22 protein-coding genes are annotated in these 25,421 nt (G+C 60.2%); 9 read left to right on the top strand and 13 right to left on the bottom strand.

Annotated elements, in window-relative coordinates:
- Positions 1-55: 55 nt before the first annotated feature.
- The 9 genes from ilvB to M2103_RS03485 all read right to left on the bottom strand — a co-directional run bounded on the left by ilvB (position 56) and on the right by M2103_RS03485 (position 12,744).
- A complete protein-coding gene (gene ilvB / locus M2103_RS03525; RefSeq protein ID WP_277508780.1) occupies positions 56-1,795 on the bottom strand; it encodes a biosynthetic-type acetolactate synthase large subunit in 1,740 nt (579 codons plus the stop codon).
- Positions 1,796-2,049: 254 nt separating this feature from the next.
- Positions 2,050-2,811: a glycosyltransferase family 25 protein gene (locus tag M2103_RS03520; protein ID WP_277508779.1), complete on the bottom strand. Its 762-nt coding sequence runs from the start codon at positions 2,809-2,811 to the stop codon at positions 2,050-2,052.
- Positions 2,812-2,918: 107 nt separating this feature from the next.
- Positions 2,919-4,100, bottom strand: a complete 1,182-nt coding sequence (locus tag M2103_RS03515) for a glycosyltransferase family 4 protein (protein ID WP_277508778.1) — start codon at positions 4,098-4,100, stop codon at positions 2,919-2,921.
- A 33-nt stretch (positions 4,101-4,133) separates the two neighbouring features.
- Positions 4,134-5,102, bottom strand: a complete 969-nt coding sequence (locus tag M2103_RS03510; RefSeq protein ID WP_277508777.1) for a glycosyltransferase family 8 protein — start codon at positions 5,100-5,102, stop codon at positions 4,134-4,136.
- 64 nt (positions 5,103-5,166) lie between these two features.
- Positions 5,167-5,907, bottom strand: a complete 741-nt coding sequence (locus tag M2103_RS03505) for a glycosyltransferase family 25 protein (RefSeq protein WP_277508776.1) — start codon at positions 5,905-5,907, stop codon at positions 5,167-5,169.
- Between the two features lie 76 nt (positions 5,908-5,983).
- The gene (locus M2103_RS03500; RefSeq protein ID WP_277508775.1) at positions 5,984-7,072 is read right to left on the bottom strand and encodes a glycosyltransferase family 9 protein; all 1,089 of its coding nucleotides are present in this window, start codon (positions 7,070-7,072) and stop codon (positions 5,984-5,986) included.
- The gene (locus M2103_RS03495; RefSeq protein WP_277508774.1) at positions 7,069-8,130 is read right to left on the bottom strand and encodes a glycosyltransferase family 9 protein; all 1,062 of its coding nucleotides are present in this window, start codon (positions 8,128-8,130) and stop codon (positions 7,069-7,071) included. Before M2103_RS03495 ends, M2103_RS03500 begins: the two co-directional genes overlap by 4 nt.
- 119 nt (positions 8,131-8,249) lie before the next feature.
- Positions 8,250-11,414 (bottom strand): efflux RND transporter permease subunit, encoded by a 3,165-nt coding sequence (locus tag M2103_RS03490; protein WP_277508773.1) that lies wholly within the window; start codon positions 11,412-11,414, stop codon positions 8,250-8,252.
- A gap of 154 nt (positions 11,415-11,568) precedes the next feature.
- Positions 11,569-12,744, bottom strand: coding sequence for an efflux RND transporter periplasmic adaptor subunit (locus M2103_RS03485; protein ID WP_277508772.1), 1,176 nt, complete (start codon positions 12,742-12,744; stop codon positions 11,569-11,571).
- Between the two features lie 323 nt (positions 12,745-13,067).
- Here M2103_RS03485 and M2103_RS03480 point away from each other — a divergent pair, with 323 nt between their 5' ends.
- The 3 genes from M2103_RS03480 (at position 13,068) to M2103_RS03470 (ending at position 14,708) form a co-directional block, all read left to right on the top strand.
- Positions 13,068-13,745 carry an AzlC family ABC transporter permease gene (locus tag M2103_RS03480; RefSeq protein ID WP_277508771.1) on the top strand — a complete coding sequence of 226 codons (678 nt, stop codon included), beginning with the start codon at positions 13,068-13,070 and terminating at the stop codon, positions 13,743-13,745.
- Positions 13,746-13,747: 2 nt separating this feature from the next.
- Positions 13,748-14,062, top strand: a complete 315-nt coding sequence (locus tag M2103_RS03475) for an AzlD domain-containing protein (RefSeq protein WP_277508769.1) — start codon at positions 13,748-13,750, stop codon at positions 14,060-14,062.
- A gap of 172 nt (positions 14,063-14,234) precedes the next feature.
- Complete coding sequence (locus tag M2103_RS03470) at positions 14,235-14,708, top strand: rhodanese-like domain-containing protein (RefSeq protein WP_345783535.1); 474 nt, start codon at positions 14,235-14,237, stop codon at positions 14,706-14,708.
- Between the two features lie 7 nt (positions 14,709-14,715).
- Here M2103_RS03470 and M2103_RS03465 read toward each other — a convergent pair whose 3' ends face one another.
- The 3 genes from M2103_RS03465 to M2103_RS03455 form a co-directional block, all read right to left on the bottom strand.
- A complete protein-coding gene (locus M2103_RS03465) occupies positions 14,716-16,608 on the bottom strand; it encodes a SulP family inorganic anion transporter (RefSeq protein WP_277508766.1) in 1,893 nt (630 codons plus the stop codon).
- Between the two features lie 126 nt (positions 16,609-16,734).
- Positions 16,735-17,685, bottom strand: coding sequence for a ParB/RepB/Spo0J family partition protein (locus tag M2103_RS03460; RefSeq protein ID WP_277508765.1), 951 nt, complete (start codon positions 17,683-17,685; stop codon positions 16,735-16,737).
- Between the two features lie 30 nt (positions 17,686-17,715).
- On the bottom strand, positions 17,716-18,366 hold the full coding sequence (locus tag M2103_RS03455) for a LysM peptidoglycan-binding domain-containing protein (RefSeq protein WP_277508763.1): 651 nt from the start codon (positions 18,364-18,366) through the stop codon (positions 17,716-17,718).
- A 129-nt stretch (positions 18,367-18,495) separates the two neighbouring features.
- Here M2103_RS03455 and M2103_RS03450 point away from each other — a divergent pair, with 129 nt between their 5' ends.
- From M2103_RS03450 to M2103_RS03425, 6 genes are all read left to right on the top strand, one after another.
- Positions 18,496-19,029 carry a dihydrofolate reductase family protein gene (locus tag M2103_RS03450; RefSeq protein ID WP_277508762.1) on the top strand — a complete coding sequence of 178 codons (534 nt, stop codon included), beginning with the start codon at positions 18,496-18,498 and terminating at the stop codon, positions 19,027-19,029.
- Between the two features lie 67 nt (positions 19,030-19,096).
- A complete protein-coding gene (locus tag M2103_RS03445) occupies positions 19,097-19,879 on the top strand; it encodes an MBL fold metallo-hydrolase (protein ID WP_277508761.1) in 783 nt (260 codons plus the stop codon).
- Between the two features lie 45 nt (positions 19,880-19,924).
- Positions 19,925-21,424: a porin gene (locus M2103_RS03440; protein ID WP_277508760.1), complete on the top strand. Its 1,500-nt coding sequence runs from the start codon at positions 19,925-19,927 to the stop codon at positions 21,422-21,424.
- Positions 21,425-21,459: 35 nt separating this feature from the next.
- Positions 21,460-22,443 carry a cysteine synthase A gene (gene cysK / locus M2103_RS03435; protein WP_277508759.1) on the top strand — a complete coding sequence of 328 codons (984 nt, stop codon included), beginning with the start codon at positions 21,460-21,462 and terminating at the stop codon, positions 22,441-22,443.
- 134 nt (positions 22,444-22,577) lie between these two features.
- On the top strand, positions 22,578-23,393 hold the full coding sequence (gene kdsA, locus M2103_RS03430) for a 3-deoxy-8-phosphooctulonate synthase (protein WP_277508758.1): 816 nt from the start codon (positions 22,578-22,580) through the stop codon (positions 23,391-23,393).
- A 61-nt stretch (positions 23,394-23,454) separates the two neighbouring features.
- Positions 23,455-24,129, top strand: a complete 675-nt coding sequence (locus M2103_RS03425) for an exopolysaccharide biosynthesis protein (RefSeq protein WP_277508757.1) — start codon at positions 23,455-23,457, stop codon at positions 24,127-24,129.
- 42 nt (positions 24,130-24,171) lie between these two features.
- Here M2103_RS03425 and M2103_RS03420 read toward each other — a convergent pair whose 3' ends face one another.
- A complete protein-coding gene (locus M2103_RS03420; protein ID WP_277508754.1) occupies positions 24,172-25,350 on the bottom strand; it encodes a DNA polymerase IV in 1,179 nt (392 codons plus the stop codon).
- Between the last annotated feature and the right edge of the window lie 71 nt (positions 25,351-25,421).

Raw genomic sequence — 25,421 nt, 5'->3', positions numbered from 1 at the left:
GATGTTTTCAACGATGGGTTTGCTGTTTGCGAAAAGGTCAACCCTTAGGGGGCGCTTACATTGCCCCGGCGTGCTCGATCGACTGGTTGTTGGCAGCGCCGGGAGGAACCATGGGAAGCACGTTTTCGGTGGCGATGACCGGGATGTCGACCAGGCAGGGGCCGGGCTGGGCGAGCGCGGCGGCGATGTCGCCAAGCGGATCGGCTGAGTTGGCGGCGATGCTGTGCCCGCGAATGCCAAAGGCGCGCGCGAGCGCGGCGAAATCGGGCGTGGTCTCAAAGCGCGACGCCTCGTAACGGCGCCCGTAAAAAAGCTCCTGCTGCTGGCGCACGAGGCCGAGGTGGGCGTTGTTAAAAACAAGAACGGCAACGGGCAGGTTGTGGTCGGCGAGCGTGGCAAGCTCCTGAATGTTCATGAGCAGCGAGCCGTCGCCGCTGACGCAGGCGATGCGTTTTCCGGGGGCGGCAAAGGCCGCGCCGATGGCGGTTGGCAGGCCAAAGCCCATCGTGCCGAGTCCGCCGGAGGTGAGCAGCGTGCGCGGCGAGCGGAAAGGGTAGGCTTGCGCAACCCACATTTGATGCTGGCCGACGTCGGTTGCGATGATCGCATCGCCCGGAAGCGTTTTTGCGAGGAACCGGCAAATGTTCACCGGATGCAACGGCGCGGTTTCGCGCGAGGGATGGCGGAGCGGATGCGCGTCGCGGAGCGCGGTGGCGCGGGCGAGCCATTTGGAATTGTTAATGATGGCTGGTGAAGAGTGAAAGACGGAGTGGTTGAGCAGGCGGTGGAGGACGTCGGCGGCGTCGGCCTCGATGGAGAGGTGCGGGCGCTTGATTTTGCCGAACTCGGCGCGGTCGATGTCAATGTGCGCGATGGCGGCGCGCGGGCAAAACTCGGCGACTTTGCCCGTGGCGCGGTCGTCGAAACGCGCGCCGATGGCGATGAGCAGGTCGCATTCATCAAGGAGTGTGTGGGTGGCGCGCGTGCCGTGCATGCCGAGCATGCCCATGTGGTGCGGGCTGGCGGCGGGGATTGCGCCGAGGGCGTTGAGCGTGCTGACGACGGGCGAGGCGAGGCGTTTGGCGAGTTCGTGCGCGGGTTCGGAGGCATTGGCCGCGATGATGCCGCCGCCGAGGTAAAGCACGGGCCGTTGCGCCTTGGCGAGCATGCGCGCGAGCGCGTCGATTTCGGCGTCCTTTGCCGGCGGGGTGGGGCGGCATCCGCCGGGCGCGGGGAGCTCGTCATCGGAGAGTTCGATGGAAGCGGTTTGCACATCCTTGGGAACGTCGATCACGACGGGGCCGGGACGCCCTGATTCGGCGAGTGTGAACGCCTCGGGGACGATGTGGAGAAGTTCGCGGACGTTGCGCACGAGGTAATTGTGTTTTGTTATGGGGACGGTGAGCCCGTAGAAATCGACTTCCTGAAAGGCGTCGGTGCCAATGAGCGATTGCGCGACCTGGCCGGTGATGGCGACGAGCGGAATCGAGTCGAGGCGCGCGTCGGCGATGGCGGTGATGAGGTTGGTGGCGCCGGGGCCGGAAGTGGCGACGCAGGTCGCGGCGCGGCCGGTGACGCGCGCCATTCCCTGCGCAATGAAGCCGGCGCCCTGCTCGTGGCGGGCGAGAATATGCCGGATGGGGCTTGTGTGGAGCGCGTCGTAGAACGGCAGAATTGCGCCGCCGGGGATGCCGGGCATTTGGCGGATTTCCTGGCGTTCCAGCAACGCGGTCAGGAGCGTGGCGCCTGTGTATTTCTTTTTGGTCATGGTGGTGAGCGGTGTGCTTGGTTTCATTTGGTTGGAGAAAGAAACCCGCCCCTGTTCGTTTCACCGTCGCGGAGCCAAAAAAAGCCCCCTCCGGCGATCACGCCAGAGGGGGCAAAAGTGGTTGTGTTTACCAACGGCCCTCTCGGCGTGCGCAACGCACGACTACTACGACGACCACGAGGGCGACGAGATTGGCGAGAGCGTTGTTGGCGAAGGGAGTCATTGGTGAACGTGGTTGAGAGATGCGCCTGGTTGGCGTGTTGTCAAGCGCGAGCTTGGGTTTATTTCCTTGGAAAACAGTAACCGTGGCTGATGCCGTGCCAGATTTGGCGCGTGGCGATTCTCGCCCTGTAAAACAAGGTGGGAAATTTTTTATACCACGGCCTTTTTAGCTTTTTAGCGGCCGCGTATTCAATGGATGTCGGCAATCCGGCATCGACGCACGGGGCGGGGTAAATGGAAAATATGCGAAGATTGTATTTCCACGACTTGGGGTATTCATGGTCGATATGCACAGTGATGGGCAGCATCTTTTCCAGGTAACTTTTTGCCGCCTTTCTATTTATCATATAACAACCGCCGCCTGTTCTTGATGTGAAGTTATAGCACATTGAATGGGTGGCGTTGATCATCTTCCGGCGCACCGGACAGCCAGAGTGAAATCCCGCAAACCGCAACACATCCCATGAGTCCTTGATCTTGATGGAATCGATTACCAGTTGCCTGAGTCCGGGGTGGATGAGCATGTCGTCCTCGAATATCAGGGCGAACTCATACGAAGAGTTCAGAAGCGCCTTGTAGGTCGAAAGGTGACTCATGTAGCAGGCGGCGACGCCGATGCCCGGCGGCCTGCCGTGGTTTTTTTCGTATGCCTTGAGGTCGATTTCGTCCTTGGTAAAAACACGGGTGCGCCCATCAATGGCCTGGATGCGCTCACAGGGGATTTGCTCCCGTTTCAGCGCTTCCGACATGGTCTCAAACCGTTCCGGATAGCGGTCCAGGTTTATCACATACGTGACGAATGGAAGATTGGTCTGGGTCATATTGAGGAATGCGTTGCCTTTATATAATAAATTTGCGCCATTTTGCACATGGGCGGAGTCATGGCGGATGCTCGTGACTGCGGACTTAGGGCTGAGGCGGACATCTTCTAACCGGACGGAATAGATTCTTCACGTTCACGTGCCGATGAAGAAACAACTTCCCTCATGTCACGCACAAAGCGTTCGACGCTGTGTGTTTCCCTGACATAGGTGATCGCGGCGGCGGCTCGTTCATGACGAAAAGCGTCGTCGGTCATTATTTTTTCAATGGATGAAACATAGGCGTCGATGCCGTCAAAGCCGTCGCCGAGGTTTTGTCCCGAGCAGACGCCGAAACGGCTGACCAGATTTTCATTGTCGAGGTTGCTCACGAGCAGCGTTCCGTAGGACAGGGCCTCCAGCCACGAGATTGGAATGCCCTCCCAAATGGAGGTGTTGATGAGAATTTTGCTTGTCCGCAGAAGCTCATTTTTTTCGTCGCCATCCAAATGACCGGCCCAGTGCAAATTTGGGATTTCCTCGCGCTTGTATTTTTCCACGGTCGCCTCGTTTTCTTCCCTGTGGCGGAAAAACCGCCCCAGTATATAAAAATTATATTGAGGCATCCGCTTCGCCACCTCGCAGACGAGCCAGACTCTTTTTTGAGCCTCCAGACGTCCCAAAAACACTATATTGTTTTTCTTGGGGCAGCGTTCGAGATCGAAGTCCCAGTCAATTTCGATTGGATTGGGAAGATAGCGCGCATTAAAATCCTGTTCGATTTCATAAAGCTCCTTTGCGAGCGGCACAAGCGAGCGTCCTTGCGAAATCCAAACAAGCCGGTTTTCGTTGTTCAGGCGGTTGACCAGTGGCGCGATGCGACTGTCATAAAAACATGGATCCTTGATCATGCTCATCGTGCCGATTTCATCATCCCACCTGGCTTTGGGCCGGGGATCCTGAATCCAAAGAATCAGTTTTCCATCGGGGGCGATCTTCATTATCCGGGCGGAGGCCGATGTGAGTTCTATGCTCAAATAAACATCGTAGTTCTGTTTTTTCAACCAGCGCCTCGCCAGCCAGGCATAGCGGGGAAGATGCCAGACATTCACGCCGTCAACGACATCTTTTTTTGCGAATAGCAGGCTCTTTTTTCGCCGTATCAAAACGTCCACATGAATATCCTCGCAGGGCAGGTATTTGGCCACATAACGCCGGGCTAGAAACCCGTAGCCGCCAAAGGCGGTGCCAAGGGCGCCAAAATACTCGTCAACGAGGAGAGCCAGTCGGATTGTTTTTTTTGAATTCATGTGCAATGGAGGCATGCCGGATATGCCGGGATTTTAAACACTTTCAATGGGAAACTTCCGTCGCGCCCTCATGAGGGCGTAGGTTTTGGGGCGCATGAAAAAAAACGGATGCCGCCACCAGTATGAAAAAAAGTCGCGCACGCGGGGGAATTTTTTAACGGCCTCTGAGTAATTTTTTCGTCCCGTGACCATGTCCAAATACTTGAAATACTCCTTCACATAAGGCGGCGCCATGAACCCGCAAGGCACGCGCCATGGTTTCAAGGAACCGATATAGTGCACGATCGCCGGATCCTCCCGGGCCGCGACGACTTCCGTCTTTGTGAAGCCGAGTGTTTTGGGGAATCTGCGGCGCGGATTGAAGTAGAGAAACGTGACATTCCATTTCAACGGGAGGTATTTGACATTGTTTCCGAGCGCGATGTTCAGCACATCCTGGTCCTGGTGCCTGAGCGAATCCCGGTGGCGGCTTTCAATTGCGACAAACCGGGCAAAGGGAATATCCTCCCGTATTTTCCGCAGGTTGAGCAGGAGAACACCGGCGTTGAAATAGCGCCGCGACGGAAAGATGGAGTCGTAGTTTTTTATTTTAACATGAATGAAATCCTCCACGACGCCCGCGTAAGAATCCCCGACATCCTCCGCCCATAACTCCGCCAGATCGTGCCGCACCACCATGTCCGCGTCCAAGTATATAGCCTTCTCCATTTCGGGAAATATGGTCGGGATCAAAAGACGGTAGCATGTCTCGATGGTTATATGCTCATCCCTTATCTGCACGTCCTCAATGAGACGCTTGTCTATCCGGACGTATTCAACCTCGAAGTTGTGGATTTTCCGGACTGATTCGATTTCGCTTTTTGATTCGGCGGACAGCGAGGCGTTTAATATATAAAATTTGAGAAGGGATTTGGAATTGCACGCCGCCGAGGCGATCATGACACAGGCGTGCCTGACATACGCGTCATTGATTGCCAGAAAACACGGAATGGAGGATGTCATAATCTGTTTTTGATTTTTATCTTACGCTTGCCTGCGACGGAACTCCGCAACTGTAAAAACTACATTAACTTTTTTTCACAAACGGTTTTCTGAATATTTTCCAAAGTATTTTGACAAGGCGGCGGCGGCGGCGAACCACATGCTTTAATCCGTTCAAATAGTGGCGGCGTTTTCTGTTTGTCAGCGCGCGCTCGGTGTAGAGGTCGGATTTTTCCGGCACGCCATCGACGCCGACCACATGGGGGACGACGCAGGAAAACGAAACCAGTCCCATTTCCTGAAAATAATACCATTTGTCGGCCTCCCACTTGATGGGCCACAGGTTTGCGTGGAGCGACTCGGCCGCCTTTCTGTTCACCACATAGGCGTGGCTGTTTCCGCCGTCTATGTAATCCCGGATGGCGTAGCCACCGGCAATTTTTTGACCGGATGACTGTTTGTAATATTGCGAGGAGACAAAGTAGATTTTCGGAACTTCGTTTTTGTCGATTTTCTCCAATTCGCCGAGAATGAGCGGAAGGTCGTCCGTGAGCAGGGCGTCGTCCTCCAGCACAAGTGCGAGGTCGATGTTCTCGTCGCACATTTTTTTGTATATTTTCAGGTGGCTGAGCGAGCAGCCGATGACGCCCTTGGTCATGTAACAGGCCGGGTAATCATAAACGATTTTTTTGATCTCCTCGTCGGGAATGGCGTTTCCGTTCACTGCATCGAAGATTTCAAGGGGCAGGTTGTATTTTTCGCCTTGCGCGAGTATTTCGGCGCGCTTGTCTGTGCGGTGGGGAAGGTTTACCACAAAGATTCTCATGATTTTTATGTGAGTATTGGATGAGGATGCAGAGTTTATCGTGTTTATTTTGGAAGCATGGAGCGCGGGCGCGAGTTCAAACCTGAGCCAGCGCGCGGTCAATTTGGCGCAGCACTTCCTGCGGGGTGATGAGCTTCATGGCGCGCGGGTCGTGCACGCGCGCGCTTCGCGACAAGGTTTCGGGATCGCGACCATGCACGAGGCGCGCGGCCTCGGCGAACTTGTCCACGCAAAACTCCGCGGCGCGATACGGACCCGTGCGGCTCGCGGGAGCCACCGCATACAGGCCGACAACAGGCCGGGCAAAGGCGCGCGCGATATGCACCGCGCCAGTGTCGGGGGCGAGCAGGGCCGCGCAACGGCTGAGCGCCGCGAGCAGCTGCGGCACGGTTGTTTGCCCGGTCAGGTCGAGCACGCGTGTTTCAGGAGAGAGTTTTTCGCGGATGGCGTCCGCCATGGCGCGATCGCGCGCGGAGGGGCCGCCCAGCAAAACCGCGGGCAGGCCGTGCGCGCGCCATGTGGCGTTGACGACTTCCGCGTAGGATTCGGCGGGCCAGTCGCGCTCGGCCTTGCTGGAGCAGGGCGAAACGGCGAGCCAGCGTCCGGCCGGGAGCGCGGCTTGCGCCCATACTACCGCGTCCGGCGGCGGCTCCAATCCCCACGAACCTTTGGTGTCCGCGTCGTTGAGGTTGCCGCCGAGCGCCCCGGCGAATTGTAAAAAGCGATCCGCGATATGCGAAGGCTCGGACGGCTCGGGCACGCTTTCGCGGACGAAGAGCGAGTGCATGTCCCTGGAGCCTTTGCCGTGGCCGATTTTGCGGCGCGCGCGAATGCACGGGTAAATGAAATTGGCGCGCCAGCTTGCTTGCAGGCAAAACAGCGCGTCGAAACAGCGTCCCTTCATTTGCCTGCGAAGTGCGAGGTAGTCGCCGATGCCGCGCGGTTTTTCGATGACAACAAACTCGACGCCCAATCGCTCCAGCGAGGCCACGGCGGGGTGGGCGGCCTTGCCGATGATCCATGTGATTGACGTCGATGGCCATTCGCGACGGATCATTTTTATCAGCGGCGCGACCATTACGACATCACCCAGCGCCGAGAGCCGGACGATGCAGACCGAGCCGGGCGCGGCATCTGGCCGGGTGTTGGTTGCGGGGGAGGTCACTTGGTTTGTTCCGATTCAAGTTTTTCCATTTGTGCGAGAACGTCGGCCACCGAAATGTCCGCCACCGTTGGCGCGGCGAGCATGCGCACCAAGGGATCGTGGTCGATCCGTTTGCGGGCGCCGAGCACGACAATTGCCGGACGCCCACAGGCGGCGGCCATGTTGACGGCGCCTGTGTCGTTGCCGATGCATGCGCGCGCCAAACTCAATGCCGCGGCGCTTTCCAAAATGGGCGCATGCGTGAGTTGCATGATGTTTCCGCGAAGCGTTTCCGGCACGGCTTCGATAATTGCGCGCGCAAAGGCATCCTCATTTGGTCCGCCGGAGAGCAGCACACCCTGGCCGCGCCTGGCGATCTCAGTGGCGAGCGCGGCAAAGTTGTCCTTGCCCCATTGTTTGTCGGGTTCCGATGTTCCGATTGAGAATGCGTAGAATGTCCGCGGCAGTCGCGCGACGACTTCGCGCGCCTTTTCCACCAGTTCGTTGGGGATGGTCATGCGCGGCACGATCGGTCCGTCGCACACGCCATGCGCGACGGCAAATGCGGTGGCGTTTTTATATACTTCGAGCGACGGCCCCTTGTAGGGTTTGATGTATGGGCCTTCGTTGAGAAAGAGGCGCTGCAGCCAGCCGAAACCATAGGCAGTGCGTCGCGGGATGCGGGCGAGCCAGGCGATGATGGCTCGATTCGGCCTGTGCGTGAAAAGCATTGCTCGGTCAAAGTGCCGCTCACGAAGTTCGCGCGCCATTTTCCACATGCCGGAGAGTCCGCCATGTTTGCGCTTGGTTGCGCGGTCGTTTTTGCGGCGGCGGTGATCATAATAGATCACCTCGTCAAGCCACGGTTCGACGGACAGGATTTCGCGCGCGAGCGAGGATGGCTGGGAGATGACGGATACCTTGCCACCGCGGCTTTGCCGCGCGATTTCGCGAAAATAGGGAATGTGCCAGATCAGGTCGCCGATGCCCGCATATTGCTGCAGCACCACGGTTTTGGGCCGAGGATCGCCGGCCGGGCCGGTTGGTTTTGCATCAGGTGTGTCGCCAGAATCGGTCATTTGAAAACAGGCGTTCATTTCACAAGCGCCGCGTTTGTGCAAGGTCGCATCAATCGACAAGAAGGGGCGTGTGTTGCGCCCCCTTGTTCAAAAACGAAAACATGCTTTCGCTTTTGGGTTTACTGCTTGTCGGCGTGCTCGAACTCGTGGACGCCGGACTCGAGCGAGCGGGTTTCGCGGTCGATTTCCTCGGCTCGCTTGAGGCCGTAGGCGCTCGATTTGCCGGTGACTTTCACGCAGATGCGATCCAGCAAAATGTAGAGCACGGGAATCACGAAGAGCGTGATCACCGTCGAAAGCGTAAGCCCGCCCACGACCACGATGCCCATCGGGTTGCGCGTCTCCGCGCCCGCGCCGGTCGCAAACGCGATCGGCACCGCGCCGAGGATCGTTGCGATCGAGGTCATCAGAATCGGGCGAAAGCGGATCGTGGCCGATTGGAACGCCGCCGTGAACGCGTCCTTGCCCTCAATCTGGAGCTGGTTGGCGAACTCGACGATGAGAATGCCGTTTTTCGCCACGAGGCCGATCAACATGATGAGGCCGAAGCGCGAGAAGAGGTTGTCCGTCATCGGGGTGGCGAACCAGAAGCGCGTTGACCAGAGCACCATCAGCCCGCCCGCGATGGCGAGCACGACGCCGCTGAAGATTGTGATGGGGTGGATCCACGACTCGAATTGCGCGGCGAGAATCAGGAACGTGAACAGGAGCGCGAGGCCGAAGAGCATGTAGGTGTCGTTTCCGCTCTCGATGTATTCGCGCGTCTCGCCGTCCCACGCGATGGTGTAGCCGGGCGTGAGGAGATCGACGCCCCTTGCGTTGAGGTAATCAACCGCGTCGCCGATTGTGAAGCCCGGGGAGAGTTGAGAGGATATGACCACCGAGCGCATGCGGTCGAAGTGGCGGTAGCTTTCCGCGACGGTGTCCTCGGTCCAGCTGACGAGGTTGCTCAACTGGACAAGGTTGCCCTCGGTCGAGCGCACATAGAGGCGCGCGAGGTCGGAGGGCGTGGCGCGCTTGGCGTCCTCGATTTGCACAACAACGTAATACTGCTGGTTGCCGCGCTGGAATTCGGTGACACGGCGGCTGCCGAGGAGCGATTCGAGCGTCGTCGCGATGTCGCTCACTTTCACGCGCATGTCGGCCGCCTTGGCGCGGTCAATGCGCAACTGGAGCTGGGGTTTGGTCGGCGAGGGGTCCACGCGCGGCTGCACAAAATGCCCGCTTTCCAGCATGTCCTTCACGAACAGCGCGCCGAGGCGTTGCAGCTCGTTGAATTCGCTCCCGAGCAGAACCATGGTCACGCCCGCCGCGCCGCGCCCGCCGCCAAAGGAGCGCACGGCGCTGACGATGGCCTGGCCGCCGGTGACTTCGCGGGCGAACTGCCGGCGCAGGTCGGCGCTGACATCCTGCGTCTTGCGTTTGCGATCCTCCCAGGGCACGAGCGTGGTGTAGATCCACGCGCGCCCGCCGTCGCCCGTGCGGTGATAGGTGCGGTCGATTTCGGGAACCTTGAGGACCATTTGCTCCATGTCGTAGGAGTAGAGGCGCAGGTATTCGGCGGTGGAGCCGACAGGGGAAATGAGCCGCGCGGTGAACACGCCGCGATCCTCGGCGGGCGTGAGTTCGCGCTGGAGTTTTGTGTAAAGCCAGAATCCCGCGCAGGAGAAGGCGAGCGCGGCGAGGAGCACGAGCGTCTTGTTGTTCGTGGCAACGCGCAGGAGCCGCTCGTAGCATTTGTTGAACCAGACGAAGAACGGCTCGGTTTTGTCGTAGAGCCAGCCGTGTTTCTTGACGCCGTTGACGACTTTCACGGGGTGCAGCACCCGCGAGCAAAGCATGGGCGTTAGCGTGAGCGCGACGAACGCCGACACGAGCACGGCGACGGCGAGCGTGATGCCGAACTCGTAAAACAAACGCCCCGTCTGGCCGGACTGGAACGCGACGGGCAGGAACACCGCGGCGAGTGTGAGCGTGGTGGCGATGACGGCGAACGCCACCTGGCGCGTGCCGAAGATCGCCGCGTGGATCGCGTTCTCCCCGTGCTCCATGCGCCGGTAAATATTTTCAAGCACCACGATGGCGTCGTCCACCACGAGGCCGACCGCCAGCACGAGCGCGAGCAGCGTGAGGATGTTGATCGAGAAGCCTAGGATGGACATCACGGTGAACGTGCCGATGATCGAGACGGGAATCGCGACGAGGGGCACGAGCGTGGCGCGCCAGTTTCGCAGGAAGAGGAAGATGATCAGGATGACGAGCGCGGAGGCCTCGAGGATCGTCTTGTAAACCTCCTTCACGGAGCGCTCGACAAAGGTGGAGTTGTCGAACGCCACCTGCACGTTCACGCCGGGCGGCAGGTCGGTGCGCACGGCGGGGATCACGGCCTTCACGCCGTTGACGACGTCGAGCAGATTGGCGTTGGGCTGGCGCACGACGGCGACGCTCACGGTCAGGTGCCCCTTGAAATAAGTCTCGGAGCGGTAGTCCTCGGGGCCGAGCTCGACGCGGCCGATGTCGGAAAACTTGACCTGGTAATCGCCGCGCGTGACGAGGACGAGGTTCTCAAAATCCACGACCTCCTGCATGCGGCCCTCCATGCGCAGGGGGAACTCGCGCGCGCTCGACTCGATGCGTCCGCTGGGCACCTCGACGTTTTGCGCGCGCAGCGCCGCCTCCACATCGGCGACGGTGAGCTCGTAGGCGGCGAGCCGGTCGGAATCAATCCACATGCGCATCGCGAAACGCGGGCCGCGCACGGTCACGGAGCCGACGCCGGGCACGGTCTGGATGCGCTGGATGGCGAGCTGCTCGACGAGCTCGACGAGCTCGAGGCGCGAATAGCGGTCGGAGTTGAAGGAGAGCGTGATGACGGGCGTGGCGTCGGGGTCGGCCTTGGTGATGACCGGCTCGTCGATGTCGTCGGGCAGGCGGCGGCGCGCGCGGCTCATGCGGTCGCGCACGTCGTTGGCGGCCTCGTCTATATTGCGGTCCAGGTTGAACTCGATGGTGATTCGCGAGCTTTCCTCCTGCGAGGTGGACTGGATGTTTCGGATGCCGTCGATGCTCGCCAGCTCCTTTTCGATGGGCTCGGTGATCTTGGTCTCGACGACCTCGGCGGACGCGCCGCGGTAACTTGTGCGCACCGAGATGACGGCGGTGTCGGTCATCGGGTATTCGCGCACGGGCAGGCTCACGAAGCTGAGCACGCCGAGCAGCACGACAAAAATTGAGGCGACCAGGCTGACGACCGGGCGCTTGATGGATGTGTCGGAAATGATCATTGGTAATGCGGTGACGCGGGCTGATTGCGGCTTAAATTTTCGATTTTCGATTCTCGATTCTCGATTCTCGATTGCGCGCTACCGCGCGATTCCGGATTCGCAACATGGAGCAGTCGCTCCCAATCAAAAATCGAAAATCGAAAATCCAAAATGATCACAGTTCGTCCCCTCCGAGCGTGAATTCCTTGCGCAACGGACGGGGATCGAGCCTGCCGTCCTGATAAAGAATCAACGCGCCCACGCCCGAGGCGACGACGCGGGAGCTCTCATCGACGGGCGCCTTGTTGTTGCCCTCCTTGATTATGTTGATCTCAACGAGGCCGCGGGTGCGCAGGCCGATCTCGACGGGCACGAAGTCGGCGAAATATTCACCGCCGCGCTCGCGCACGACGACGATTTGCGGGCCGGTGGACGCGGTGACAAGGATGGCGCCCTCGGGCACGACGAGCACGTTTTTGTGCGTGGAAAGCTCGAGCTCGATATTGACGAACATGCCCGGGCGGAGGCCATCGATCATCTGGTCGAGGTAGCCCTTGACCTGCGTGGAACGCGTGGCGCGGTCGATGATGACCGATGCGAAATACACCTCGCCATCCGCCTGCGCCTCGCCCTCGGTCGTGCGAGCGCGCACGCGGAATTTAGTGCCGGGTTTTACGCGCAAGCTGTAGCGCTCGGGCACTTGAAACTCGATTTTCAGGCGGCTCAAGTCGTCGATTGTGGTGATTGCCGTGGCGGTGACCGACGCGGTCACGTAATCGCCCGGTGAAACGGTGCGCGCGCCGGCGATGCCGTCGAAGGGCGCCTTGATTTCCATTTTGCTGACGCGCACGCGCAGGTATTCGGCCTCGGCGGTTGCGGCGTCAAAGTCGGAGCGGGCCTGGTCGGCGTCGGCCTCGGAGATGAGTTGCTGGGCGACGAGGCTCTGGATGCGCTTGAGGTTTTGCGAGGCGAGGGCGCGCTTGGCCTCGGACTGGGCGAGCTGGGCGCGCAGTTCGGCGTCGTCCACCCTCACGAGCAACTGTCCCTGTTTCACAAACTGGCCCTCGTCAAAAAGCACCTCGCGGATCTGGCCGGCGATCTCGGCGCGTATTTGCGCGGTTTCGTTGGCCGCGAGCGAGCCGACGAGGTTGAGCGTCTCGACAAGGTCGCGCCGTTGGATTTTTGCGACCTCGACGGGTTGCACCCGGGTTTGGCCGCCTCCCTTGGCTCCCGATTTTGTCGCCCCCTCCTGTTTGGTTTTCCCGCCGCACCCGGCAAGGGTAAACATCACGGCGACCGCGACGCTAAATATAACTGCTTTGTAACGAGTGAGATAACGATTGAGGGACATTGGAATAAATTACGCAAAATGAGATCGCATATTCATGCGTGTGAAAAATGCGAATAGCGGCAAGACGGGAAGCGGCATGAAAAGTTGCTTTTTTGTTTGAAGAAAACAAGCGGAGTTTTCAGCCCGTCGGCAAACTGCATTCGCGGATGTCACGAACCGAAAAAATGTGTAAATTTTCACGCGCATCACGGCGAACGCGACGTGCAATATTTGAAGAATCGAAAATCGCGGCATGCGGGCTTCGCGGTTCCGAGTTTTGATGCGGAATAATTTTGATGTTTGAATTTTCGCCGCGATTTGGAGGACATGGATGTTTTCACTCAATGTCCGAAAAATCCTTTGCCGCAAAAACCACCATTCCGATCCTGCTCGGCTATTCCACGATTGGCTGCGCGTTCGGGTTGATTGTGCACAATTGCGGGTATCCGTGGTATGTCGTGCTGCTCACAAGCGTGTTGATCTACGCGGGCGCGGCGCAATACGCCATCGCCGGCATGTTCGCCGCCGGCGCCGGCTATCTCGATATCGCCATCGCCATGTTTCTCATCAATTCACGCCACATGGTTTACGGGTTTTCGCTGCTTGAAAAATTCAAGGGCGCCAAACCCTACACGCCCTACTTGATTTTCGGGCTCACGGACGAAACTTTCGGATTGCTCAGCACCGTCAACGTGCCCGCGTCGCTCGACCGGCCAAAGACGTATTTCTACATCACGCTCCTCGACCAGCTCTATTGGATTCTCGGCGGGCTGGCGGGCTACTTCATCGGCGCGGCGATTCCGTTTGATTTTGAGGGCGTCGATTTTGCGCTCACCTCGTTGTTCACGGTGTTGCTCGTCGAGCAATGGAAACATTGCGCCAACAAACTGCCGTTTCTAATCGCCGCCGTGTGCGCGGTTGCCGCGATCCTCATCGCCGGGCCGCGGCACATGCTTATCCTCGCGTTCGTGCTGGCGGTTGCGGGCATCATGATTTTCAGAAAGCGGGTTGAGCCATGCTGAACATGACCCAAGTCATTATTGCGACCTTTGTGGCCGCCGGGGTGACGCTCTTCACGCGGCTCGTGCCGTTTCTATTTTTCCGAAACCGGCCGCCCTCTCCCGGAATCGCGTATCTGCAGCGCTACATTCCGCCGATGACAATGGTGATTCTCGTCGCGTATTGCCTGAAGGATGTCGAGTGGCATGACATCGCGCGCGCGATCCCAGTGGTCGTGGGTGTGGTCGTGACCGCCGCGCTGCATTTCTGGAAACGCAATCCGCTCATCAGCATATTCACCGGCACCGCGTTGTATATGATTTTGATACGGGTGATGTGATTTCGAAGCTTTGCTATTTGGTGAAAGTATTGAGTTTTTTTATAATTTGTTTGCATCGGTTTGATTGAACATATCGCAACCAAGTTTCACCCTGCGGCCCATGAAAGCTTTTTTCGCCAATTCGGCGTCAAGCGCATCCGGCTCGCGGGCCGTCGCGCCGAATGACGTCCAACTGACAACATCGCTTCTCCTCGATGTGCGCACGCCCGCCGAATTTGATCAGGCGCATATCGAGGGCTCAATCCTGAGTCCGCTTTCCTCACTGGATGCCGAAATCATCGCGAGACTTGCCGAGGGCAAGGATACGTGCGTGTTGATTTGTCGCTCAGGAGGACGGGCGCGGAAGGCGGCTGAAAAACTGGCGGCGAACGGATTCGCGGCAACCTGCGTTCTCGACGGAGGCGTTGCGGCTTGGGAGTCGGCCGGACTGCCGCTCGTTCGCGGGCGCAAGGCGATTTCGCTGGAGCGGCAGGTGCGGATTGCCGCGGGCGCGCTGGTGTTCATCGGCGCGGTGCTTGGGTATTTTGTCCATCCGGCGTGGATTGCGCTGCCGGTGTTTGTTGGCGCGGGGCTGATTTTTGCGGGAATCACCGACACGTGCGGGATGGGCATCCTGCTCGCTCGAATGCCGTGGAACAACCGCTGATGCGATTTTAAATCGAATAATCGCTTGTCGGCGAAGAGCCGTTTGCGGGGGCGTTGGGCGTGCCGGCGGCCTTGAGTTGCTCGCGGCGCTTGTCGTAGAAGAGACGCAGGTCGGGGGAAGTGGTTTGCAGGAGGTGCGAGGCGCGCAGAAGCGCCTTCTTGGTGCTGGCGGTGAGGTTGGCCTCGGCGGGAAAGACGTTTTCACGGCCGATTTCCTTGATTGCGCCGCTCGAAACCAGGACGTCCTCCACGTCGGGGTTGATGCCGCTGACGATGAGGTGGCGGTGCGTTTTTTGCAGATACTCGTGGAGCTGGAGGAGCGACATGACCGAGGTGGCGTCGAGGTGGCGCGCGTTTTTCATGCGCAGGATGACGACGCGGATGTTGCTGTCGGCGGACATGAGGCGCACTTGCTCCTGAAAGAGGTCGGCGGCGCCGAAGAAGAGCTCGCCCTCGACGTGCACGATGGAGATGGCGTCGTTGCGCCGTTTTTCGCCCTCCTCGAGCTGGGTGAGCGCGCCCTCCTCGGTGAAGGTGTATTCGACGAGCGAGGGGGCGCTGGCCTTGCGAAGGAAGAGCGCGAGCGAAACGCCGATGCCGATGTAGATTGCCGTGTCGAGTTGGAGGAAGAGGCAGGAAAGGAGCGTGAGCGCGAACACGATCGCGTCGGCGCGGGTGGAGCGAAACGCAATGCGGATTTGCGAGGGATTGATCATTTTGAGGCCGACGCGAATGAGGTGCGCGGCAAGCGCGGCGACGGGGATGTATCCGAACGCGGGCGTGATGAAGAGCACGATGACGATCACAATGACGCTGCTGAACATGGAGGCCAGCTGCGTGGCCGCGCCGCTCTGGTAGTTGGTTGCGGATCGGGCGAACGACGACGAGCCCGGCACCCCGCTGAAGAGCGCGCAGGCGATGTTGGCCGCGCCCATGCCGGCGAGTTCCTGTCGCGGTTCGACGGACTGGCCGCTTTTGGCCGCGAGGTTCTTGGTGATCGACGTGGCCTCGAGCATGCCGAGGATCGCGATGGCGACGCAGGTGCCGAAGAGCGATGGCATGACGGAAACCTCCGCCGCGGAAATATGCAGCCCGGCAAAGGCGGGGAGTTGAGCGGCGAGCGCGCCCTCGCCGCTGATGAGGGCGAAGGGCACGATGATCATTGCGCGCGAGAATATCCAGCCGGCGAAACCCATTATCACGAGGCCAAACAGCGCCTCGGGCCATTTGGGTTTCAATCGGCTCAGGATTTCAAAGACGAGCCATGTGGCGAGTCCCACGGCGAGCGGAATCCATGACGCATGCCCCTGGGCGATGCCCTTGACCACGCCCCAAATGTTGGCGCCGAAGGTGCCGCCCCGCGCCGAGGGAAGTCCGAAGAGATGATGCAGCTGGCTCGACATGAGGAGCAGGCCGATGCCGGTGCCATAGGCGACGACGACGGCGAGCGAAATGAATCGAGTGACCTCGCCAAACTGAAACAGCCCCGCAAGAAACTGAATCACACCGATCATGAACGCCATCAGCACGGCGAGCTGGATGGCGGAAAGTTCCAGCCCCGGATTCGCGGCGATGACGGTCGTGATGGTCGCGGCGGTGATAAGGCTGATCGAACTCGTGGGGCCGAAAACGTGGTAGCGTGACGTGAAAAAAAGCGAGCCGACGAAACCGCCGATGACAACGGAGGTGATGACGGGGCCGGGCGGCAGTCCGAGTATGAGCGCGAAACCGATTGCCTGCGGGATTGAAACAAGCGTGAGCGTGGCGCCCGCGATCAGGTCGCGCTTGAACTTGGCGAGCGAATACTTGCGCAGTTCGCCGACAAAGGGCAGGCGCAGTTTGAACACCTTGGCGCCGTATGCCTGCGTGGCTTCGAGAAGTGTGTCGGGCGCGTCAGGCATGGAATAAAATTAAGAGTTGAGAATTAAGAAGTGAGATCAGGGCGCGTCATCGCGCGCCGCAGCTGTGGAGCGTGTCGGAATGCGTGGGTTTGAATTTCTTAATTCACAAATCTTAATTCTTAATTTTCAGGCTTCCACGCCGAGTTTTTCGAGGATGCGCTGGAGGTCGCTGTTGCCGGCGTATTCGATCACGATTTTTCCTTTTTTGGCTGTGTGGTGGACGGCGACGCGCGAGCCGAAATGCGAGGTGAGCTTGCGCTCGATGGTGGCGACGGTGGCGGCGTCGGCGGGCGCGGTTTTGTTTTTGGCGGCGGCCGAGCCCTTGCCGGTCGCGGCGGCGGCGTGCTTGTGTTTTTGAACGAGTAGCTCGGTGTCGCGGACGTTGAGCGCCTCCGCGATGACGCGGCGGGCGAGCAGGGAGCGTTGCGCGGCGTCGTCAACGCCGAGCAGCACCTTGGCGTGTCCGACGCTGAGGCGGTTGGTGGCGACATAGCCCTGCAGCTCGGCGTCGAGTTGGAGGAGCCGGAGCGCGTTTGCGATTGTGGGGCGTTTTTTGCCGACGCGGTCGGCCACGATTTCCGCGGTGAGTTTGAAGTCGCGAATGAGGCTGGCGTAACCTTGCGCCTCGTCGATCGGGTTGAGGCCCTCGCGCTGGAGGTTTTCGATGAGGCCGAGGACGGCGGCGGAGGTGTCGCTCGCGGTGGTGAGTCGCGCGGGAATGGTTTTGAGCTTGAGAACCTGGAACGCGCGCCAGCGGCGCTCGCCGGCGATGAGCTGGTATTTGTCGCCTTGCTTGCGCACGACGATTGGCTGGAGGAGCCCCTCGGCGCGGATGCTGTCGGCGAGTTCCTGCAATTCGTTTGGCGTGATGTCCTGGCGGGCTTGCGTGGGGCTGGGGACGACGCTGCTGACGGCGATTTCGATGAAGCCGGGAATGCCTTGGTGTTGCGCGGCGGGCGCGGCGGTTGCCGGCGCGGAGGTTTTTGCCGCCGCGGTTGTGGCGGGCGGATTTTTCGGGGCGGCCTTGGCAATGAGTCCGCCGAGTCCGCGGCCTAAACGTGATTTTGATGCTGCCATGTTAAAGTGAGTTGGGTTGCGAAATGTGTTTTAGTTGGCCGCGGGGGCGACGGGGGAGGGCGGGGCGGGTTCCTTGGCGCCGGGAATGAAAAGCTTCTGGCCGGGCATGAGTTTGGTGGGGTCGGCGATGCGGTTTGCGTTGATGATGTCGCCGGTCTTGGCGCCGGTTTTTCTTGCGATGACGCTCAGGTTGTCGCCGGGCTGGACGGTGTAGCTGATGCCGTCCTTGGGATAGTTGTCGGAGAAGGTGGGCACGGTGGCGGATGCGGTGTTGCCGCCGCGCCGCCCGCTGTTGATGTTTTTGGCCATGGTGTTGAGCGCGTCGTTGGTTTGCTTGACGAGCTTGTCCATTTGCGAGCTGACGGTGCGGAGTGTGTCGGCCTTGGTCGCGACGCCGGAGTCCTTGATGAGGCGGTTGATCTCGGCGATGGCGTCGTGGAGCTGGTTGACGGTGGCGTAGCTTTGTTTGCCGGCGGCGGCCGAGGCGCGCGTTTCGCTGACTTCGCGCCGGAGCGACTCGACTTCGAGCTGGAGTTCGCCGACCTGCTCGCGGAGGCGGATGAGTTCCTGGCGCATGTTGGCGACTTCGACGTTGAGGCTTTGCGCGGGCGCGAAATTGATCGCAAAAATGGCGGCCGCGAGCAGGAGTCCGGCGCGGATGAGTTTGGTCGGTTGAAACATGATTGCGCACATGTTGGGAAAAAACGCGGTGGAAAACAAGAGGGGAGGTAAAAGTGTTTTTGGCGGCGAAAAGCGGGCTCCGAAAACGCGCGCTTGTGCAAAAGCGCGCGAGGCGGCAGCGTTGCGGGCATGTCTTTGAGGGTCATTTTAATCGCGGCGCAGTCGCTGGACGGGCGCATCACTTTTCATGATGTGAAAGGGGCGACGTTTGCCTCGTCGGCGGATCGGCGGTATTTTCGCGAGGTGTTGCGCGGGTTTGATTGCAGCGTGATGGGCGGGGAGACCTTTCGTGTGTCCGAAAAGGCAATACGCGGGCGCAAGGACGACGGCCGCCTGCAAATAATCATGACCCGGCGGTCGGGCGCGACAGACCCGCGGGAGAGCGTTTCAGGCGTGCTGGAGTTTTCCCGCGAGTCGCCGGAAAAAATCATCGCGGGGCTGAAAGCGCGGGGAAAGACGCGATGCGCGCTGCTCGGAGGCGGACAAATCTACGGCGCGTTTTTGGCCGCGGGCGTTGTTGACGAAGTTTGGCTGACCGTGGAGCCGAGGATTTTTGGCGCGGGCGTGCCACTGACAACGCAGGCGGTGGATGTGAAGCTGGCCTTGCTGGATTGCGAGCGGCTTTCGTCCGACACGCTGTTGCTGAAATATAAAGTGACGTGATTCTTTTTGGGGCGGGCCGTCGCGCGGAGGCTTGACTGTTTTCGGGTTGGCGAACTGCGTTGAGCGAATGGAAGTCATTTTTCTAGGCACAGGCACCTCGCAGGGGGTTCCGATGATCGCGTGCGATTGCAAGGTTTGCGCGTCGGACGATCCGCGAGACCGGCGCGCGCGCTCAAGCATTCATGTGGTCATGGACGGGTTGCATGTGCAGGTGGACGCGTCGCCGGAATTTCGCGTGCAGTGCCTGAGGGAAAATATCAACCGGATGGATTTTTTCATCCTTACGCACGGCCACGCCGACCACATCGCCGGCATGGATGATTTGCGGAGGTTTTGTGATTTGCGCGGCGGCACGGCGCTGCCGGTTTACACGACGCGCGAGGACGGGATGGCGCGGATACGCAGCATTTTCCCCTATGCAATCGGCGACCGTCCCGCCGCCGTTGGTTATGCCGCCTTCGATTTAAGGGAAATGCCCGCGAGGATGGAATTGCCTCAAGGAGTGATCGAAAGCGTGCCGCTGCCCCATGGCGCGCTGAACACGCTCGGCCTGGTTTTTACGGAGCGCAGCAGCGGACGGAAGTTTGTTTATTACACGGATTGCAAGGAGGTGCCGGCGGCGGCGATTGAACTGGCGCGCGGCGCCGGCGTGGTGGTGCTGGACGGGTTGCGTCCGTGTCCGCATCCCTCGCACATGACGACCGCCGAGGCCGTCGCCGTGGCGCGGCAAATCGGCGCGCCGCAAACTTACCTGACGCATCTTACGCATCTGGTCGGTCACGAAGAGTTGGCGTCGCAGTTGCCGAAAAACGTCGCCCCCGCGCACGATGGCTTGCGGGTGGTGTTGTGACATCGTTACCATTCCCCATCAAACTAAGTTCGTTTTATCACAAAAATGATTACCTCCCTCAGAAAACAATCGGTTTTTGGCATGCCGTGCGCGTTGGCGCTCGCATTTTTTGCAGTTGCCGTTTTTGGGCCTTCGCAAGCGTTCGCGGATTCGCGCGACGAGGAAATCAAGCAACTGCGGGCGATGATCAACGCGCTCGACCAAAAGTTGCAGGTGCTAGAGCGCGAGCAGGCATTGCGCAAGGAGGAGGCTGCGGCAACACAACAAGTCGCCGCGCAACCGGCCGCGGCTTCGCAAGCAGCTCCCGCACAACCCGCCGCCGAGTCCGCGGCAAAGGCGAAGGTCATTGTGGACGACAAGGGGTTCACGCTGGCGTCGGCGGACGATTCCAATCGCCTGCGTTTGCGCGGGCTCATGCAGGCCGATTCGCGCTGGTATGGCGACGGCGGCGCGAAGGGGCGCGACAGTTTTGTGCTGCGGCGCGCGCGTGTCATGCTCGAGGGGCAATTTTCCAATATTTTCCGGTTCCAGTTCGTCCCGGAATACGGCGGCAGCACTTTCACTTTGATGGATGCGAACGTGAGTGTGGATTTCGCCCGCGCCGCTCAATTGAAGATCGGTAAATTCAAGGCGCCTTTCGGCCTCGCACGGTTGCAGTCCGACTCGTGGGCTGCGCTCACCGAGCCGTCGTTTATCGCGCAGATCGCGCCGAGCCGCGACATCGGCGTGCAGCTCGGCGGCAGTTTTTTTGGCGGCGCGCTTGATTATCAAGTGGGCGTTTTTAATGGAGTTGGCGACGGGCGCAGCAATCAGGACAACACGGATTCCGATGACGACAAGGATGTCTACGCGCGGATTTTTGCGCATCCGTTTAAATCGTTAAAAGACTCGCCGCTTGCGGGGCTCGGCATTGGCATCGCGGGCAGCCACGGGCGGCAGAATACCAGGCAGGGCCTCACCGCCGGATACCGCACCAGCGGGCTGCAGACGCTTTTCATGTATGCGTCGGACAACGGGGCGGGCAATTACGACACGTCGCTTCCAACGCACACCGGCGAAATTTGGCGCGTTTCGCCGCAGGCGTATTATTATTACGGCCCGTTCGGGCTTCTCGCTGAGTATGTGACATCCACGACGCACATCCGTCCCGGCGCCGGGCAGGACGCCATGCGAATCACAAACAAGGCCTGGCAGGTCACGTCGGGCTGGGTGCTCACGGGGGAAAATGCCGGCTACGACGGCGTCACTCCCGCGCGTCCGTTCAGCGTGGATCGCGGCACATGGGGCGCGTTCGAGCTGGTTGCGCGCTATGATCACATCGATGTCGACAACGATGTTTTTCCGATTCTCGCCAACCCCGCGGAAAGCGCCACGGAGGCGTCGTCGTGGGGCGTGGGGCTTAATTGGTATCTGACAAGGGCCGTGCGCTTTTCGGTCGACTACAACCAGACCGATCCCAAGGACAGCGGCCTCGCCGCGCCCACCGGCACCGTTCTTAAAAAAGGGGAAAAAGTGATCCTGACGCGCGCGCAAATCACGTTTTGAGTGTAGGATGATCGGCTGTTCTGGAAAACATACTCATGGCAAAAAAAATACACAACGATATCACCGAGACCATTGGAAACACTCCGCTCGTCCGCCTCAACCGGACGGCGGCGGCGCATGGCGCGCTTGCGGACATCGTGCTCAAGCTCGAATTTTTTAATCCGCTTGCCAGCGTCAAGGACCGCATCGGGTTTGCGATGATCGACGACGCGCTCAAGAGCGGGCGCATCAACAAGGACAGCGTGCTCATCGAGCCGACCTCGGGCAACACCGGCATCGCGCTCGCGTTTGTCGCCGCCGCCAAGGGCCTGAAGCTCATTCTCACGATGCCCGAGACAATGTCGCTCGAACGCCGCAAGCTGTTGAAAGTGCTTGGCGCGCGCGTGGTGCTCACCGAGGGGCCGAAGGGAATGAAGGGCGCGATTGCAAAGGCAGAGGAGCTCGCGTCGAAGATTCCAAACAGCGTGATTCTCCAGCAATTTTCCAATCCATCGAATCCGGAAATTCATCGCAAAACGACCGCGGCGGAAATCTGGCGCGACACGGATGGCGCGGTCGATATTGTCGTGGCGGGCATCGGCACCGGCGGCACGATCACCGGCATCGGCGAGACGCTCAAGTCGCGCAAACCCGGCGTGAAGATAATCGCGGTCGAGCCGGATGCGTCGCCTGTTTTGTCCGGCGGCCAGCCCGGCCCGCACAAGCTGCAAGGTTTGGGCGCGGGGTTTGTGCCTTCGGTGCTCAACACAAAAGTTTACGACGAAATCATTCGCGTGAAGGACACCGATTCCGCGCCCATCTCGAAGGAGGTGAACACCACCGATGGCATCCCCGTGGGCATTTCATCGGGAGCGGCGATTTGGGCGGCGCTGGAAGTCGCGAAACGCCCTGAAAACAAAGGCAAACTGATCGTCGTGATCGTGCCCTCGTGCAGCGAGCGTTACCTTTCGACATGGTTGTTCACGGACATCACCGCCGAGTCGGACAACATTGACGACTTGCTGCGCGCCGGCTGGTAGCGCGCTTTTCCGCGAAGTGGTGCGAAGGGCGGGGTGGTTGGCGGATTGTCGCCAACGCTCGAAAAGGCGCATCCGCGCGACCGCCGCGGCTCGGCTCTTGCGTTTTTTCCCAAGTTGCTCCGAGGTTTGTGGTCATGATTTTTGATCCTGAAAAACTATTGCTCATTGCCGGACCGTGCTCGCTTGAGAGCGAGGGCGTTTGCCGCGCGGTCGCGGAGGAGTTGGCCCGCATGCAAAAGACGCGGCCCGATTTGCGGATCGTGTTCAAGGGGTCGTTCGACAAGGCCAACCGCACGTCGATTTCCGGTCCGCGAGGCACCGGCATGGACGAGGGATTGCGTTTGCTCGCGCTCATCAAACGCGAATACGGTTTTCCCGTGCTCACCGACATCCACGAGCGCGAACAGGCGCGGCCCGTGGCGGAGGTGTGCGACGTGTTGCAGATACCGGCGTTTCTCTGCCGCCAGACCGACTTGCTCGCAGCCGCCGCCGAAACGGGGCGCGTTGTGAATGTGAAAAAGGGGCAGTTTCTTTCGCCGCAGGAAATGGCTCATGTGGTTGCAAAGCTGCGCGGCGAAAAAAGCGCGCAACATCCCGGGCGCGAAATCTGGCAGACGGAGCGCGGCACGACATTCGGTTATCAAAACCTCGTCGTGGACATGCGCTCGTTTGCGATCATGAAGGCCAACGGGCTGCCCGCGATTTTTGACGCCACGCACAGCGTGCAGCTGCCCGGCGCCGGCGGGGGCAAAAGCGGGGGGCAGCGCGAGTTTGTGCGGCCGCTTGCGCTCGCGGCGCTCGCCGCCGGCGCGGACGGACTGTTCCTCGAAACGCATCCGAATCCCGACGAGGCGATCAGCGACGGTCCCAACATGGTGCCATTGGGCGAACTGGCGGCCTTGCTCGACCGCTGCCTTGCAATCTGGCGTGTCGCGCGCGGCAACGCGTGAAAACACACCTCACACAACAGGCGCGCGCGTTTTTTTTTGGCGCGCATTCGATGGCCACGGCATGAGCGAGGCATCCGCAGAACAACCGCAGGCTGCGCCGCATCCGCCGTTTCCGAAGGACGCCAAGTTGTCCGAGCAACTGGCCTACCTGCACAATGTGTTTGCGGGCAAGCCAATGTTGTTTCGAGACATGGTCGGCGTGCTTGGCGCGCATGCGCCGCTGCTGCTCATCATTTTGCTCGCACTGCTTTTTACCGTTCCCAATCCGATTCCCGTGTCGGCGCCATTTGGGTTCGCGATTGTGGTGGTCGCGATTTCGCTCTTGCGCGGGCGCGAGCCGCGGTTCTCGGAAAAAATTCTCAACGCCCGTTTTTCGCCGTCGGTGCACGACAAGCTCGTGCGTTTTTCGGCGCGAATATCAAAGGGCATTGAGCGCTGGCTGCATCCGGGGCGCGCCGCGGTGATCCTCGCCACGCCGGCGCGCGAGCGGCTTCATGTGTTCGGGTTGTTGCTCGCGGGGGTGTATTTGCTGCTGCCGCTGCCGGTGCCGTTTTCGAACACATTTCCGGCGTGGGCGATCATGTTTGTGGCGAGCGGGCTCATCGGGCGCGACGGCGTGTTTGTCATGCTGGGGCACGCGGTGCTCGTGGCGGGCGTGTTTTATCTTGTGTTTCTCGGCGCGACGATGGCCGTTGTGATGAACCAGTTGTGGGATTGGATTACGGGGCTGTTTTGATGAGGGGAGCGCCGCGCGGAAGCGGCGTCGCGAAGCCCGCGGTCACGGTTTTTTCAGCTGGCTGCCGTGAATCACAGCCGGTGTGCCGTGGCGGCGCGTGGCGGCGTTGAGCGCGTCGACGACTCCGGCGAGGCGCTGGCGTTTTTCGTCGGTTTGCGCCCCGAACAAATCCATCTGCTCGGGGCCGTTGTCCACGCCGGACAGCTTCACGCTCACCAGGCGCAAGGGCGCGCGGCGTTTCTGCCACGCCTGTTTCAACAGTGGCGCGACCCACGGGTAGAACGGTTGCTCCAGGTTGGTCGATTGCGGCAGCGAGTGGCCCGCCGAGGCCTGCTCGAAATTCGGATGGCGCACCTTCACGGTGATTGTTCGCACGCGTTTGCCGTCGGCGCGAATCTCGCGCATGAGCGCGTCGATCATTCCCTTGGCGACGCGTTCGATCTCGGCAAAATCTCCGATGTCGCGCGCGAAGGTTTCTTGCTGGGAGTAGGATTTCGCGTCCTCGAATTCCGTGACGACCGGACTGTCGTCCTCGCCGCGGCACGTCGCGAGCATGTCGCGCCATCCGTCGCCGAAGATCGCCTGCAACCGTCCCTCCGGCAGGGCCAGCACGTCGGATACGCGCGCGATGCCCTGCTCCTTGAGCGCCTTTTCCGTCTTCGGGCCGATGCCCGGCAGCTTGCCGATGGCGAGAGGCGCGACAAACGCCGCCTCGTCGCCCGGGTCCACGACGATGAAACCGCGCGGTTTGTAAAGTTTGCTCGCAAGGGCCGAGACGAGCTTGTTTGTCGCCAGGCCGAACGACACCGGCACATCAATCGTGTCGGTGATTTTTTTTTGCAATCCACGCACCGCCGCGACGACGGCCTCCCGCGTTTTGAAACCGCACGGAGTCAGGTCAATGTAACCCTCGTCGATTGAGCGGCGCTCGACCAGCGGCGTGAGTTCCTCGCACAGGTCAAAAAGCCGCCGCGAGAACTCGCCGTATCTGCCGCAGCCGCGCACAAGAATCAAATCGGGGCAGACATTTAGCGCGCGCGCCGTTGGCATCGGCGTGTAGACGCCGCATGCCCGCGCCTCGTAGCTTGCCGATGAAATGATGCCGCGCTCGCGCCCGCCGACCGCGACTTTTTTTCCCTTGAGCGTCGGGTCAAGCGCCTGCTCTACCGACACGAAAAACGCATCGGCATCGAGGTGGACGATTGTGGGGAGCGGCGGCATTTTCAAAATCTGAAAACGCGAATCGAAAATCCGCAACACATCTGTCCCGGGCCGGCTGACAAACCCGGCGC

It is taken from the genome of Ereboglobus sp. PH5-5, from assembly GCF_029504805.1.
Taxonomy (GTDB): domain Bacteria; phylum Verrucomicrobiota; class Verrucomicrobiia; order Opitutales; family Opitutaceae; genus Ereboglobus.
This window is presented reverse-complemented; position numbering and strand designations above follow the sequence as displayed.